This is a genomic window from Actinoplanes sp. 13 (assembly GCF_056134165.1).
Genome location: NZ_JBVYOQ010000001.1, coordinates 251,587 through 265,189, shown reverse-complemented (window position 1 = coordinate 265,189; position 13,603 = coordinate 251,587). Strand labels below are relative to the sequence as shown.

Below are 13,603 nucleotides of genomic sequence, written 5' to 3'. Positions count from 1 at the left end.
TGGAGGAGAAGAGATGAAGGCCCGCCGTATCCCCCGATGGCTGGTCGGCACCCTGGCACTGGCCCTGGCGTTCATGGTGACGCCGTCCGGCGTCGCGCACGCCGAGCCCGCTGTGCCCATCCCGCCCAACACCGGGCTCACCGAGAAGGGCGTCGGCACGCTCACCGCCGCCGACCGGGACTTCCTCATCAAGGTCCGGCTCGCCGGCCTCTGGGAGGTGCCGGCCGGGAACATGGCGGCGGAGAAGTCGAACAACCCGACCGTCGCCAAGGTCGGCGCGGAGATCGCCAAGCAGCACGTGGCGCTCGACGAGATCACCCGGGTCGCCGCCAAGAAGCTGGGCGTCAGCCTGCCGAACCAGCCGAACGGCGACCAGCAGTTCTGGCTGTCGGAGATGCGCAACGCCCCCACGACGGAGCAGTTCGACCAGATCTTCATCGACCGGCTCCGGATGGCGCACGGCAACATCTTCCCGGCCATCGGCACGATCCGTGCCACCACACGCAGCGACGTGGTCCGCAAGGTCGCTCAGCACACGAACCAGTTCGTGCTCACCCACATGACGCTGCTGGAGAGCAGCGGCATCGTCGATTACGCCGCGCTGCCCACGCCGCCGGCTCCCAAGGCAGCACCGGGCCAGGGCCCGGTGCCGGTCGACAACCAGATGCTCGTCGCGGCCGTCGAAGGCGGCAGCGTCCCGGGCCTCAGCAACACGGTAATCCTCATCGTCCTCGCCGCCGCCCTGGTGGTCGGGGTCGCCACGACCATGCGCATCTTCCGCGCGCGGTAGGACTCGAATCGCCCACGGCGACCAAGAAAGGTGTCACCCATGCGAAGGTCAAAGTACCGGCGCGCCAGTTCCCCGACATGGTTCAGCGGTCGGCGCCGCATCATCGCCGTCGCGGCCACCCTGGTGGCGTTCGGCGGCATCGTGACCGTGACCCAGGTCTCGAATGCGAGCACCGATCGCACCACCAAGCGGGCACTGGCTGCCTGTGACGACCTGGCTGCCCCGAACAAGAGCCGGCTCTCCACGGAGACCCGGCAGGGCACGTGGACCACGAACAACGGCCGCGTCACCCAGCACGCGGACGACGGCGCCGGCGACGTCGCCACCACGGCCGAGGTCCGTGCCCGCTGCCGCCAGTGGGTGATGAACAACGTCGGTAACGAAGAGGACGCCGAGGCGACCACCCAGGCCCGGCGGCCCGGCCGCGGCAACGGTGGCAACAACGGCGGTGGCGGCAACAACGGCGGCGGCGCTCAGCCGTCCGCTCCCGCCGCAGACCCGTCGGCCCCGGCCGAGGACCCGTCGGCTCCCGCTGAGGACCCGTCGGCTCCGGCCGAGGACCCGTCGGCGCCCGCCGAGGGCGGCAACGGCGGCGAGCAGGGTGGCGACAACGGCCAGGGCGGCGACCAGGGCGGTGACAACGGCCAGGGTGGCGAGAACGGTGGCGACCAGGGCGGTGACAACGGCCAGGGCGGCGACCAGGGTGGCGACAACGGTGGCGACCAGGACCAGCCGGATCCCGGCCAGACCACCCCGCCCCCCGGTGCCGGCCTCGGCATCCTGACCAACAGCTGCGACACCTCCAACCTGGAGGCGCACGACGGCTTCCAGCGCGGCGACCGCTGTGTCTCCACCGAGTTCGGTGAGGTCGGCGCGGCCGCCAACAACCCGACGCTGCTGATCACCCAGGCGCCGGCCCAGGTGCGGGTGAACCAGCCGTTCACCATCCAGGTCAGCACGCGGAACCTGATCCGTGACCGGTTCCTCGCGGCCGGCCAGGGTGGTTACTACGTCGAGAGCAGCGTCCTGCAGAACGGCCTGGTGCGTGGTCACTTCCACTCCGCCTGCCGGATCCTGCAGAGCCGCAACTCGGCGCCCGCGCCCGAGCCGGTCCCGGCGTTCTTCGTCGCGACCGAGGACAGCCGGGGTGGCGCTCAGCCGGACACCGTCGCCATCCAGGTGCCGGGTCTGCCGGAGCGGGGCAACTTCCAGTGCTCCTCGTGGGCCGGTGACGGTTCGCACCGTATCCCGATGATGGAGCGCGCCAACCAGACGCCGGCCTTCGACTCCGTGCGGGTCCGAGTCCGCTAGTCGGTGGGTGACAGGCAACGACGCGGAGCACCGCCGCATCGTCGGTACCGGACCGGACCGGGCTCTCCTGCCCGGTCCGGGACCCCCCTTCGGTACCGCCGGCCGTCCTACCCCCTGCCGGACGGTTGGCGGCGAGTCGGCCCGGCCACCACCGGGCAGACGCTCCGTACCGGGTGATCGGACCTTCCTTCTCGGGTGTCCGGTCGCCGCCCGATGGCCCTGACCCCGGAGCACGGTCAGGGCCATCGGCCTGCTCGTTCTCGCGGCCGCGGGTGGCATAGTTGCTCCGGTGAGATCCCCGGTGGTCCGGCGGCTGACGTGCCCGGAGCGATACCAGTTCGGCGCCTCGGTGCGCCCGCTGCTGGTGCCCAAGCACGATCCCTGCGGGCTGCTGCGCGACGGCGAGCTCTGGCTCGCGGCGCGAACCCCCGACGGCCCGGCCACGCTGCACCTCGCCCGCTCCGGCGCCGAGCTGGTGGCGACCGGCCACGGACCGGGAGCGGCCTGGATCGCCGACCGTGCGGACGCGATCGCCGGCCTGCGCGACGATCTGAGCGACTTCCCGGCCCTGGCGGCGCGGCATCCGCTGGTCGGGCGTCTGGCGAAGACCTTCTCAGGGGTACGACTACCGTCTACCGGCTGTCTCTTCGCGCGCCTGCTGAGGGCGATCCTGGAGCAGAAGGTCACCGGCAAGGAGGCGCACCGGTCGTACCGTGCGATCTGCCGGCATTTCGGCGAGCCGGCGCCCGGACCGGTGGACCTGGTGCTCCCGCCCGATCCGGCTGCCGTGGCAGCCTCCCCCTATTGGGTCTTCCACCCGTTCGGCGTCGAGCAGCGCCGCACCCAGGCCCTGCTGCGGGCGGCCGTGGTCGCGGAGCGGCTGGAGCGGTGCGCGGACGCGGCCGAGGCGACGGTCCGGCTGACCGCGCTCCCCGGCATCGGGCCGTGGACCGCCGCCGAGACGGTGCGGCACACGTTCGGCGACCCGGACGCCGTCAGTGTCGGCGACTTCCATATCCCGAACACCGTGGCGTGGGCCCTGGCGGGGGAGGCCCGGGGCACCGACGAGCGGATGCTGGAGCTCCTGGAGCCCTTCCGGGGGCACCGCGGCCGGGTCTGCGACCTGCTGGCCCTCGGCGGCATCGGGGCGCCCAAGTTCGGCCCCCGGATGCCGATCCGCTCGTTCTCCAAATTCTGAATTCGGGCGCTGCGCCGCACACCTTTTCGCCCGTGTCGCTAACGTTGTCCGACAAGATCGATTTGTCCGGAGGGCGCGCGCATGGATGGCATCGTCGGTCCGATCCTGCTCGTGCTGGCCTTGACCCTGGTCAACGCCGTCTTCACGGGCAGCGAGATGGCCGTGATCTCGCTGCGGGACGGTCAGCTGCACCGGCTGGAGCGGGAGTCCCGTGGCGGCCGGGTGCTGGCCCGGCTGACCCGGGACTCGAACCGGTTCCTGGCCACCATCCAGATCGGCATCACGCTGGCCGGCTTCCTGGCCTCCGCGGTCGTCGCCAAGTCGTTCTCCGAGCAGTTGGAGCAGCATCTCGGTTTCCTCGGCAAGGCCGCCCAGCCGGTCTCCACGGTGCTGCTGACCATGGTGCTGACGTTCGTCACGCTGGTGCTCGGCGAGTTGGCCCCGAAGCGGATCGCGATGCAGCGGGCCGAGAGCTGGGCGCTGCTGATGGCCCGGCCGCTCGATCTGCTGGCCGCCTTCTCCCGGCCGGCCGTCTGGCTGCTCGGCAAGGCCACCGACGGCGTCGTCCGGCTGGCCGGCGTCGATCCCAACGCCCAGCGTGAGGAGGTCACCGCCGAGGAGATCCGCGACATGGTCGCGGCGCAGCAGGAGTTCTCCGACGAGCAACGCGAGATCATCTCCGGCGCCTTCGAGATCGCCGACCGGATCCTGCGGGAGATCCTGGTGCCCCGCCGCGACGTGCTCAGCCTGGCCAGCGGCGCCCCGGCCGCGGAGGCGCTGCGCACCCTGATCGACAGCGGGCACTCCCGGGCCCCGATCGTCGGCCCGGCCGGGCTGGACGACGTGATCGGCGTGGTGCACCTGCGCGACCTGGTCGGCGCCGGCGGCCCGGTGGACGCGGTGGCCCGGCCGCCGCTCTTCCTGCCCGAGACGCTGCGGGTGTCCGACGCCCTCAAACAGCTGCGCGGCGAACGCCAGCCGCTCGCCCTGGTGGTCGACGAGCGGGGCGCCATCGACGGCATCGTCACGTTGGAGGACCTGGTCGAGGAGATCGTCGGGGAGATCTACGACGAGACCGACCGGGACGTCGCGGCGACCGTGCGGGAGGCGGACGGCGCGCTGCTGATGCCCGGGTCCTTCCCCATCCACGATCTGCCCGACGTAGGGTTCCGCGGGCAGCCGGAGGAGGGCGACTACACCACGGTCGCCGGGATGGTGCTGGCCGCGCTCGGGCACATCCCGACCGAGCCGGGGGAGTCGGTGACGCTGCCGGAGTTCACCGCCGAGGTGGTCGAGGTGACCGGCCGGGCCATCACCCGCGTCCGGATCCGCGCCCTCACCCCCGCCGGCGACTGACCCGCGTGTGAGTCCGGACCCGGGCCCGTCCACCGCCGACCACCGGCCCGTGTGTGAAGTTCGGGTCCGATCCTGACCCGAAGTTCACACGCGGTGTGCGACTTTCGCTGTGGTGGGCCGGTCAGGGACGCCTTCGAACTGGTCGAACGGTTGCATACCGCCCGGTAATACATAGGCTCGCATCCATGACCGCGTCTTCCCACGCTTACGAATATCTGGACAACGTCGGCCCGCAGGAGCAGGCCCGGCTCGCGGCGGTACGCCGCTACCGGCTGGTGGACCAGCCGGTCGAGGATGCGTACGACCGGATCGCCTACGTGGCCGGCGCGATCTTCGACACCCCGATCGCGACGGTGTCGCTGGTGGAGCAGGACCGGGTCTGGCTGGCCGCCTGCCAGGGTTTGTCCGGCGTCCGCGAGGTCGGCAAGGAGCCCGGCCTCTGCGCGTCGGTGATCGCCCAGGACGACGTCTACGTGATCAACAACGCCGCCGTCGACCCGCGGACGCTGGAGCACCCGCTGGTCCGTGGCGAGCTGGGGCTGCGCTTCTACGCCGCCGCGCCGATCCGCACCCACGACGGGTACCGTCTCGGCACCGTCAACGTGATCGACAACCGGCCCCGGGAGGCCAACCAGCGCCAGCTCAAGGCCCTGGAGCACCTCGCCGCCATCGTCGCCGACGAGCTGGAGCTGCGGCTCATGGTGGTCCGCAGCGCCGCCGCCGAACAGGCGATGCGGGACACGGTGAGCTGATCTCCATTTCTGGGTACTCGGTTACCCATGATCTTCACTTTTGCTCGCAAGATGATTCTGACCGCCGTCCTGGTCCCGCTCGGCGCGGCCGGTGCCCGCAAGCTCAGCGACCGCATCGAGCGCAAGCGCGGGGCGAACCGGGTCACGCGCCTGCTGCGTCAGGGCGCCGACACCGCACAGACCCTGTTCGGCCGCAAGAAGCGCAGCCGTTTCGGGTTCCGCTGATTCAAAATTTTCAGGACGGGGTAACGGCGGCGACATGCGTACCCCCCGCACGATCGCCGTCGTTGCCCACCAGCGGAAGAAGCTCGGTGGCGGACTCGATGAGCTCCGCCGCCGGCTCACCGGCCAGGGTGTGCAGGAGCTGCTCTGGTTCGAGGTGCCGAAGAGCCGCAAGGCCCCCAAGCAGGTCCGCAAGGCCGTGCGGGCGGGCGTCGACCTGCTCGTCGTCTGGGGCGGCGACGGGATGGTCCAGCGCACCCTCGACGTGCTCGCCACCGAGAAGGGCGGCTCGAAGATCCCGGTCGCGATCATGCCGGCCGGGGCGGGCAATCTGCTGGCCGGCAACCTCGGCATCCCCACCGACATGGAACAGGCCGTGGAGATCGCCTTCCACGGCGACCGGCGCAAGCTGGACCTCGGCCGGCTCGAGGGCGAGCACTTCGCGGTGATGGCCGGCGTCGGCTTCGACGGCGCCATGATCAAGGACGCCGACGGTGCGCTCAAGGACCGCTTCGGCAAGCTGGCGTACGTCTGGACCGGCATCCGGCACGTCAACGGCGAGGCGCCGCGTGCCTCGATCAGCATCGACGGCCAGCCGTGGTTCGACGACGAGGCCAGCTGTGTGCTGATCGGCAACGTCGGCAAGATCACCGGCGGCATCCACGCCTTCGACGACGCCTCGCCGGACGACGGCTGGCTGGACGTCGGCGTGGCCACGGCGCAGGGCGCGCTCCAGTGGGCGCGGGCGCTCGGCACGATGGCGGTGGGCCGGTCGGACCGGTCGCCGTTCGTGCGCACCACCCGGGCGCGCCGGATCGACGTGAAGCTGGAGTCGAAACTCGAGTACGAGCTGGACGGCGGCGCGCGGGCGCGGACGAAGAAGTTCTCCGCCTCCGTGGTGCCCGGCGCCGTGCAGATCTGCGTGCCCGCTGCCGATCAGTCGCACGATTCGACTGACTGAAAGGCGACAAAAGGTACCGCGCTGAAAGCGGCGTATCGCTCCGTAGCGGCCGTGACGTCCCCTGGAACGGGGAGCGTGCCCACCCCGAGACTGGCTGTCACCATCCGACACCAGGGGGTCAACGATGCGCCACCTCAGTGCGTACGTCATGATGCTCGCCACCGGCGGGCTGGTCGTCGCCTACCGCGCCGGCCGCACCCACGCGGCCTGGCGGGAGGTCCGGTCGGCCCGCTTCTCGGTCCGCACCGGCCGCCGGCTGGCCTGGTCGCACACCGCCCGATTGGCCGCCGGCACCGCGATCGTCGTCGCCGGCCTGCTGATGGCCGGGTTCGTCCTCGCCCGCTGAACCAAGCGTGTGAAGTTGCGGCTCGTATACGGGCGCAACTTCACACGCAGGCAGTGGCACCACGGAGCGTGTGAAGTTGCGGCTCGCGACTTCACACGCGGCGGTGGGGTCAGGCGATCTGCTGCCACCAGCCGTCGACTGCCGGCGGGTTGTCCACGTCCACCCGCTCACCCGGCCGCGGCACGGCCAGCCGCACATCCCGGGCCTTGGCCTCCCGCCACACCCGGTCGGCCGGCTCCGCCCAGTCGTGCAGGGCGAGGTTGAAGGTCGCCCAGTGCACCGGGATCATCAGCCCGCCGTCGACGTCGACGTGCACCGCGACGCCGTCCTCCGGGAACATGTGGATGTCCGGCCAGGCCTCCCCGTACGCCCCGATCTGCACCAGCGTCACGTCGAACGGCCCGTGCTCGGCGCCGATCTCCGCGAAGCCGGGGAAGTACCCGGTGTCCCCGGAGTAGAACGCCTTCCGGGTCGGCCCGTTGATCACCCAGCTGGCCCAGAGCGTCTCGTCCCGGCTGAAGCCGCGCCCGGAGAAGTGCCGCGCCGGGGTGGCGATGAACTCGACGCCCCGCACCGTCGCCTTCTCGTTCCAGTCCAGCTCGATGATCCGGGTCTCCGGCACGCCCCAGCGCTCCAGGTGCGCACCCACCCCGAGCGGCACCAGGAACGGCGCGGCCTGCAGGTCGACCAGGTTCTGGATGCTCACCATGTCGAGGTGGTCGTAGTGGTCGTGGGAGATCACCACGGCATCGATGGGCGGCAGCTCGCGCAGCGGCATCGGCGGCTGGTGCAGGCGGCGCGGGCCGGTCAGCCGCGACGGTGAGCAGCGGTCGCTCCACACCGGGTCGAGCAGGACCCGCCGTCCCTCGATCTCGACCAGGGCGGACGAATGCCCGTACCAGGTGACGTGCAGGCCCTGCGGGTCCGCGCCGGATGCCGGGGCCACCACCGGGATCGGCTGGTGCGGGCGCCGCGCCTCCCGGCCGGTGGCCGCGGCGGCGGCCAGGCGCGGCACGGACGCCACAGTGACCTGGGTGGCCGGCACGGTGTTGTGGAACTTGCCGCCGGAGAACTGCGGCGAGCGCTCGATCCGGGCGAGCCGCGCGCCCCGGGCCCGGGCACCGAGCTGGGCGGGCACGTCGCGGGCGGCCCAGGCCACCGCGGCGCCGAGCGCCAGAGCCATCACTGTACGAGTACGTGCACGCTTCGCCATCCGCCCAGTCTGACCGGGATCGGCCGTCGGCTGCCACCGTGGCCCTCAGCCTGCCCTCAGCAAGTGACGCGTATGACAGACTGCCGCGGTGACGCTCGACACCCTTCAGGCGCAGCACCAGCTCATCGTGCGCCAGCGCATCCGTCTCATGGTCAACCAGTACGAGATCCACGCCTCCGGCCCGAACGGCGAGGAGGCCGGTCTCCTCGCCTTCGCCCAGCAGAAGCGGATGGCGTTCCGCGAGCAGGTCACCCTCTACACCGACGACACCAAACAGGTGCCGCTGCTCGGGTTCAAGGCCCGGCAGGTGATCGACCTGGGCGCGACGTACGACGTGCTGGACGCCGCCAACCAGCCGATCGGCCTGTTCCGCAAGCAGTTCGGTGCCTCGCTGCTGCGCTCCACCTGGAAGCTGGAGCAGCCGGGGTACGGCGAGATGATCGGCCAGGAGCGCAACATCTGGGTCGCCGTGCTGCGCCGGTTCGTCGAGTCGCTGTCCTGGCTGCCGTACCACTTCGACTTCACCCTCGGCGGGCACCCGGCCTTCTCGGTGGTGCGCAAGTGGGGCCTGCGCGACAAGTTCATCGTCACGATCCAGAACCCCGCCCTGGACCGCCGCCTGATCGTGGCGATGGCCGTCGCGCTGGACGCTCTGCAGTCCCGGTAACCTCCCGGGGATGGATGATCCGCGCGCCCAACGGCTCTTCGGCGACAGCCTGGTCGCCCCCGGCGACCTGGCCACCAGCCCGTTCCGGGTGGACCGGGACCGGATCGTCAGCTCACCCTTCCTGGCCCGGCTGGCCGGCGTCACCCAGGTGATCAGCCCGGGCGGCGCGGGCCTGCTGGTGCACAACCGGCTCACCCACAGCCTCAAGGTGGCGCAGGTGGGCCGGGCCATCGCCGAGCGGATCCATCGGGACCAGCCGGACCTCGCCGAGAAGCTGGGCGGCTGCGACCCGGACGTGGTGGAGGCCGCCGCGCTCGCCCACGACCTCGGGCACCCGCCGTTCGGGCACCTCGGCGAGCGGGTGCTGGACAGGCTGGCCCGCGATCGCGGCGTGCGGGACGGTTTCGAGGGCAACGCCCAGTCGTACCGGATCGTCACCAGCACCGAGATCCGCGGTCAGGCGACCATCGGCCTCAACCTGACCAACGCCACCCGCGCGGCCATCCTGAAGTACCCGTGGACCCGCCACGGCCACCCCGACCCGCACCCGCGCTTCATGGATCCGGCGCCGCGGGGTGCCGCGGCCGTACCGGACGACCCGGAGGGCGGCTCGCTCAAGTTCGGGGCGTACTCCACCGAGATCACCGACATGCGCGCAGCCCGGGCCCCGTTCGCCGGGCGGGTCGCCGACTGGCAGCAGACCGTCGAGGCCTCGGTGATGGACGCCGCGGACGACATCGCCTACGCCATCCACGACCTGGAGGACGTGCACCGGGTCGGCGTCCTCCAGCAGGGCGCCGTGGCCGCCGAGCTGATGGCCTGGCAGCGCTGGCGCACCGAGTGCGACCTCGACCGGGCCGGCGGCGCCATCGAGTCGCTGCGCCGCCGGCTGCACCACAAGGAGGCCTGGATCGCCGACGACGAGGCCTTCGCCGACGCCGTCGAGCTGGTCCGTGCCGAGCTGGTCGACGGGTTGCTGGCCCGCCCCTTCGACGGGTCCCTGGAGGCCGAGGCCCGGGTCGCTGCCTTCTCCGCCAACTGGACGCGCCGCCTCGTCGACTCGATCGAGCTGGTCGGGCAGCCCGCGGTCCGCAGCGGCCACGCGCAGCTCTCCCGCGCCCAATGGCACGAGGTGCAGCTCCTCAAGTTCGTCCAGAACCGCTTCGTCCTGGAACGCCCCGACCTCGCCCTCCACCAGCGCGGCCAGGCCCGCCTGCTGGCCTCCCTCGTCGAGGCGCTGCTCGACTGGCTGACCGACCCCGACGAAGCCCTGCGCCTGCCTCGCCGCCTTCGCGACCTGGTCGAACTCGCCGAGGCCGAGCTGCCCACCGGCACGCCGGACCGCATCAGCCGGGCCCGCGGCCGCGCGGTCATCGACTTCGTCGCGGGCCTGACCGACAGCCAGGCGGTCGGCCTGATGGACGCCCTCTCCGGCCGGTCACGCCAGCTCTGGACGGACGCTTTCGTTCTTTAGAAACCTTTCTTGGTACGACCTATGACCGGTCCCCGAGAGTCACCGCGACCTCGCCGGTCCGCCGGCTCGTGCCGCGACCGCCGGGCTGACCTGCCCACTCAGGCTTGCGAGCATCGTCAGACCAGCAGCCCGCCGGTCGCCCGGAGGTTCTGGCCGGTGAGCCACGCCGCGTCCGGCCCGGCCAGGAAGGCGACCACGGCGGCCACGTCGGCGGGCCGGCCGATGCGCTGCAACGCGGTGAGGGCGGCGGCCCGGTCCAGGGCCTCGGGCGGGTTGGTGCCACGCAGCATGTCGGTGTCGGTCGCCCCGGGCGAGACGGTGTTGACGGTGATGGCGCGGGCGCCGAGCTCACGGGCGGCGACCTTGGTGAACTGTTCGAGCGCGGCCTTGGCAGCGCAGTACAGGGCGAGCCCGGGCCCCGGCACGACGGTGTTCAGGCTGGACAGGTTGATGATCCGGCCGCCGTCGCGCAGCAGCGGGATCGCCTCCCGGATGGCCAGCAGCGGGAACTTCGCGTTGATGGTCATGACGCGGTCGAAGTCGTCGGCGGTGACGTCGGCTATCGGGATCGAGACGGCGACGGCCGCGTTGTTGACCAGGATGTCGAGACCGTCGCGGACGGGTTCGAAGGCGGCGGGCAGGCCCGCGACCTCGGACTGGTCGCAGTGGACGGCCACGGCGTCCGGGAGAGAGGCGGCCAGGTCGTCGGCGGCTGCCTTGCTCTCCCGATAGGTGAAGACGACCCGCGCCCCGTCGGCGGCGAGTCGTTCGACGATGGCACGGCCGATGCCTCGCGATCCCCCGGTGACGAGGGCTGTCCTTCCGGTGAGCGTCATGACATGACGGTAGGGCGCTCCCGGCTCCCGGTCTTGAACGGATGCGCGCCGGGCGGGAGGGCGGCCTCGATCGCCCCGCGCAGCGCGGTCGGGGTGAGGCCGGCCATCGAGCGGACCTCCCGGGAGAAGTGCGGCTGGTCGGCGTACCCCGAATCCGTCGCGGCCCGCTGAAGTGCCGCGCCCGCCGCGACCATGCCGACGGCTCGCTGGAAGCGCGCGATGCGCGCGACCGTCCCGGGTGACAGGCCGATGTGGCGCTGGAAACCGGTCTCCAGGCGGCGCCGGCTCACGCCGAGGTCAGCCGCGAGTTTCCCGACCCGGGGCGCGCCGGGGCGCTGGAGACGCCACCAGGCGGCCGTCACCAGTGGATCCTCGGGGCGGGACGGCTCGAGCCGGGCGGTCAGCCACTCCTCGAGCACGGCGAACCGGCCCCGCCAGCCCGGAATCCCCGCAAGACGGGCGGCGAGCGAGGCGGTGCCGGATCCGAGCGGGACGGTGCCCGGTTCGAGCGGCACGGCAGCCCCGGTCAGCTCCCGCATCGGGACGCCCAGCAGCGCGGCGACACCGGTCGGGGTGAGGCCGACCGTGACGCCGTGCCCCCACCGTGTGTCCGAGACGATCTCCGGGGCGCCGGCGGCCCCGGTGACCACCCGGGCGGCCCCGGTGATGTCGATGATCAGGACAGGGACGTTGCAGGGCAGGAGGCGGTGCGGGACCGGTGCGCTCGTCCGGAAACCGCTGTAGGAGACGATGTGCCCGCGCAGCCGGGGATGCGGCCGGCGCACGAGCGTCTCGCACGGCTCCGGGCCGGGCTCGACCGGCAGCGAATGGATCACCGGAGGCGCAGGCGCAGGGCGGCGGGGGCGTGCGCGGGGACCGCGGGGGAGCGCGGCGCGATCGGCTCCAGGCGCTGATAGGCCGATCCGAGGGCGGGCCGCCGGTCCTCGTCGCCCTTGTTGGGCCAGAGCGCCATCGCCCGCTCGGCCATCGCGGTGATGGTCAGCGACGGGTTGACGCCGAGGTTCGCCGGGACCGCGGAGCCGTCCACGACGTGCAGGCCGGGATAACCGAAGACGCGGTGATAGGCGTCCACCACACCGGTCGCGGCGGTCTCGCCGATCGTGGCGCCGCCCAGGATGTGCGCGGTCATCGGGATGTCGAAGATGTCCGAGAGCGAGCCGCCCGGGTACCCGCCGATCCGGTCGGCGAGCCGGCGCACCGCCTCGTGTCCCACCGGGATCCAGGTCGGGTTCGGCCGGCCGTGCCCGGGCGAGGTGGTCAGCCGGCCGCCGCGGGTCCGTCGTACCGTCAGCGAGTTGTCCGCCGTCTGCATGACCAGCGCGATGATTGTCCGCTCGCTCCACCGGCGCACCGACAGCGAGTGTGCCAGCAGGATCGGGTGCCGCAGCGCCTGCCCGAGGAAGCGCACCGGCCGGGGGACGCGCCCGCCACCGTCGACGAGCAGCGTGGTCAGCAGGCCCATCGCGTTGCTGCCCGGGCCGTACCGGACCGGTTCGATGTGGGTCTGCGCGTCCGGGTGGAACGACGAGGTGATCGCGATGCCGGTGGAGAACGGCTGGTCGGGCACGTGTTTGGTGGCGGCGCCGACGAGCGCCTCGGAGTTGGTGCGGGTGAGGGTGCCGAGCCGGGCGGACAGATGCGGCAGCACGCCGGTGTCCCGCATCGTGTGCAGCAGGCGCTGGGTGCCCAGCGACCCCGCCGACAGGATCACCTGGCCGGCGGTGAACCGACCGGTGCGGGTGCTGATCCGCCAGCCCTCGCCGGCCGGGCGCAGGGAGGTGACCTCGGTGTCCGGGTGCACCACCGCGCCGGCCCGCTCGGCCAGATAGAGGTAGTTCACGTCGAGCCGGTTCTTCGCGCCGACCCGGCAGCCGATCATGCAATTGCCGCACTCGACGCAGCCGGTGCGGTCCGGGCCGGCGCCGCCGAAATAGGGGTCCGGCACGGTCTTGCCGGGCTCACCGAAGTAGACCCCCACCGGGGTGCGGCGGAACGTGTGCCCGACACCCATGTCGTCGGCGACCTGCTTCATCGCCACGTCGGAGGGCGTCATCGACGGCTGCTCGGTGACGCCCAGCATCCGCGACGCCTGGTCGTAGGAGGCGGCCAGCTCGGCGGACCAGTCGGTGATCCCGGACCAGTGCGGGTCGGCGAAGAACGGCGCGGGTGGCACGTAGAGCGTGTTCGCGTAGACCAGGGAGCCGCCGCCGACGCCGGCCGCGGAGAGCACCATGATGTCCTTGAGCAGCGTGATCCGCTGAATGCCGCGCAGGCCGAGCTTCGGCGCCCAGAGGAAGTTCCGCAGGTCCCAGGAGGTCTTCGGCAGGGTCTCGGGGGTGAACCGGCGGCCGGCCTCGAGCACGCCGACCCGGTATCCCTTCTCGGCCAGCCGCAGGGCGCTGACGCTGCCGCCGAAGCCGCTGCCCACGATGACGATGTCGTAGTGCGTCATCGCC

14 protein-coding genes are annotated in these 13,603 nt (G+C 72.0%); 10 read left to right on the top strand and 4 right to left on the bottom strand.

Annotated elements, in window-relative coordinates:
• Positions 1-13: 13 nt before the first annotated feature.
• From AC0NH5_RS01125 to AC0NH5_RS01090, 8 genes are all read left to right on the top strand, one after another.
• Positions 14-790: a DUF4142 domain-containing protein gene (locus tag AC0NH5_RS01125; RefSeq protein ID WP_474398799.1), complete on the top strand. Its 777-nt coding sequence runs from the start codon at positions 14-16 to the stop codon at positions 788-790.
• 39 nt (positions 791-829) lie between these two features.
• A complete protein-coding gene (locus tag AC0NH5_RS01120) occupies positions 830-2,101 on the top strand; it encodes a Pecanex-like protein 1 (RefSeq protein WP_474398796.1) in 1,272 nt (423 codons plus the stop codon).
• A 289-nt stretch (positions 2,102-2,390) separates the two neighbouring features.
• A complete protein-coding gene (locus AC0NH5_RS01115) occupies positions 2,391-3,299 on the top strand; it encodes a DNA-3-methyladenine glycosylase family protein (protein WP_474398794.1) in 909 nt (302 codons plus the stop codon).
• A gap of 81 nt (positions 3,300-3,380) precedes the next feature.
• Positions 3,381-4,655 carry a hemolysin family protein gene (locus tag AC0NH5_RS01110; protein WP_474398791.1) on the top strand — a complete coding sequence of 425 codons (1,275 nt, stop codon included), beginning with the start codon at positions 3,381-3,383 and terminating at the stop codon, positions 4,653-4,655.
• Between the two features lie 185 nt (positions 4,656-4,840).
• Positions 4,841-5,407 (top strand): GAF domain-containing protein, encoded by a 567-nt coding sequence (locus AC0NH5_RS01105; RefSeq protein WP_474398788.1) that lies wholly within the window; start codon positions 4,841-4,843, stop codon positions 5,405-5,407.
• Between the two features lie 51 nt (positions 5,408-5,458).
• Complete coding sequence (locus AC0NH5_RS01100) at positions 5,459-5,632, top strand: hypothetical protein (protein WP_474398785.1); 174 nt, start codon at positions 5,459-5,461, stop codon at positions 5,630-5,632.
• A gap of 34 nt (positions 5,633-5,666) precedes the next feature.
• Entirely contained in the window at positions 5,667-6,590 is a 924-nt protein-coding gene (locus AC0NH5_RS01095; protein WP_474398783.1) for a diacylglycerol/lipid kinase family protein, read from the top strand.
• A 124-nt stretch (positions 6,591-6,714) separates the two neighbouring features.
• Positions 6,715-6,936: a hypothetical protein gene (locus tag AC0NH5_RS01090; RefSeq protein WP_474398780.1), complete on the top strand. Its 222-nt coding sequence runs from the start codon at positions 6,715-6,717 to the stop codon at positions 6,934-6,936.
• Between the two features lie 109 nt (positions 6,937-7,045).
• On the opposite strand, the gene AC0NH5_RS01085 is transcribed toward AC0NH5_RS01090, so the two are convergent.
• A complete protein-coding gene (locus AC0NH5_RS01085; RefSeq protein ID WP_474398779.1) occupies positions 7,046-8,149 on the bottom strand; it encodes an MBL fold metallo-hydrolase in 1,104 nt (367 codons plus the stop codon).
• A gap of 148 nt (positions 8,150-8,297) precedes the next feature.
• On the opposite strand from AC0NH5_RS01085, the gene AC0NH5_RS01080 reads away from it, so the two are divergent.
• Both AC0NH5_RS01080 and AC0NH5_RS01075 read left to right on the top strand, forming a co-directional pair.
• Positions 8,298-8,816 (top strand): LURP-one-related family protein, encoded by a 519-nt coding sequence (locus tag AC0NH5_RS01080; protein WP_474400299.1) that lies wholly within the window; start codon positions 8,298-8,300, stop codon positions 8,814-8,816.
• Between the two features lie 10 nt (positions 8,817-8,826).
• Positions 8,827-10,290 carry a deoxyguanosinetriphosphate triphosphohydrolase family protein gene (locus AC0NH5_RS01075; protein ID WP_474398777.1) on the top strand — a complete coding sequence of 488 codons (1,464 nt, stop codon included), beginning with the start codon at positions 8,827-8,829 and terminating at the stop codon, positions 10,288-10,290.
• 116 nt (positions 10,291-10,406) lie between these two features.
• On the opposite strand, the gene AC0NH5_RS01070 is transcribed toward AC0NH5_RS01075, so the two are convergent.
• From AC0NH5_RS01070 to AC0NH5_RS01060, 3 genes are read right to left on the bottom strand one after another with little or no spacing between them, the layout of a single operon-like run.
• Entirely contained in the window at positions 10,407-11,126 is a 720-nt protein-coding gene (locus AC0NH5_RS01070; protein ID WP_474398774.1) for an SDR family NAD(P)-dependent oxidoreductase, read from the bottom strand.
• On the bottom strand, positions 11,123-11,962 hold the full coding sequence (locus AC0NH5_RS01065; RefSeq protein ID WP_474398771.1) for a helix-turn-helix domain-containing protein: 840 nt from the start codon (positions 11,960-11,962) through the stop codon (positions 11,123-11,125). Before AC0NH5_RS01065 ends, AC0NH5_RS01070 begins: the two co-directional genes overlap by 4 nt.
• Positions 11,959-13,599, bottom strand: a complete 1,641-nt coding sequence (locus AC0NH5_RS01060) for a GMC oxidoreductase (protein WP_474398769.1) — start codon at positions 13,597-13,599, stop codon at positions 11,959-11,961. The genes AC0NH5_RS01065 and AC0NH5_RS01060 overlap by 4 nt, the downstream gene beginning before the upstream one ends.
• Positions 13,600-13,603 lie beyond the last annotated feature (4 nt).

Coding starts and splice junctions, on each gene's coding strand:
- AC0NH5_RS01125 (WP_474398799.1), top strand. CDS start 14: ATGAAGGCCCGCCGTATCCCCCGATGGCTGGTCGGCACCCTGGCACTG.
- AC0NH5_RS01120 (WP_474398796.1), top strand. CDS start 830: ATGCGAAGGTCAAAGTACCGGCGCGCCAGTTCCCCGACATGGTTCAGC.
- AC0NH5_RS01110 (WP_474398791.1), top strand. CDS start 3,381: ATGGATGGCATCGTCGGTCCGATCCTGCTCGTGCTGGCCTTGACCCTG.
- AC0NH5_RS01105 (WP_474398788.1), top strand. CDS start 4,841: ATGACCGCGTCTTCCCACGCTTACGAATATCTGGACAACGTCGGCCCG.
- AC0NH5_RS01100 (WP_474398785.1), top strand. CDS start 5,459: ATGATTCTGACCGCCGTCCTGGTCCCGCTCGGCGCGGCCGGTGCCCGC.
- AC0NH5_RS01095 (WP_474398783.1), top strand. CDS start 5,667: ATGCGTACCCCCCGCACGATCGCCGTCGTTGCCCACCAGCGGAAGAAG.
- AC0NH5_RS01090 (WP_474398780.1), top strand. CDS start 6,715: ATGCGCCACCTCAGTGCGTACGTCATGATGCTCGCCACCGGCGGGCTG.
- AC0NH5_RS01085 (WP_474398779.1), bottom strand. CDS start 8,149: ATGGCGAAGCGTGCACGTACTCGTACAGTGATGGCTCTGGCGCTCGGC.
- AC0NH5_RS01080 (WP_474400299.1), top strand. CDS start 8,298: ATGGTCAACCAGTACGAGATCCACGCCTCCGGCCCGAACGGCGAGGAG.
- AC0NH5_RS01075 (WP_474398777.1), top strand. CDS start 8,827: ATGGATGATCCGCGCGCCCAACGGCTCTTCGGCGACAGCCTGGTCGCC.
- AC0NH5_RS01070 (WP_474398774.1), bottom strand. CDS start 11,126: ATGACGCTCACCGGAAGGACAGCCCTCGTCACCGGGGGATCGCGAGGC.
- AC0NH5_RS01060 (WP_474398769.1), bottom strand. CDS start 13,599: ATGACGCACTACGACATCGTCATCGTGGGCAGCGGCTTCGGCGGCAGC.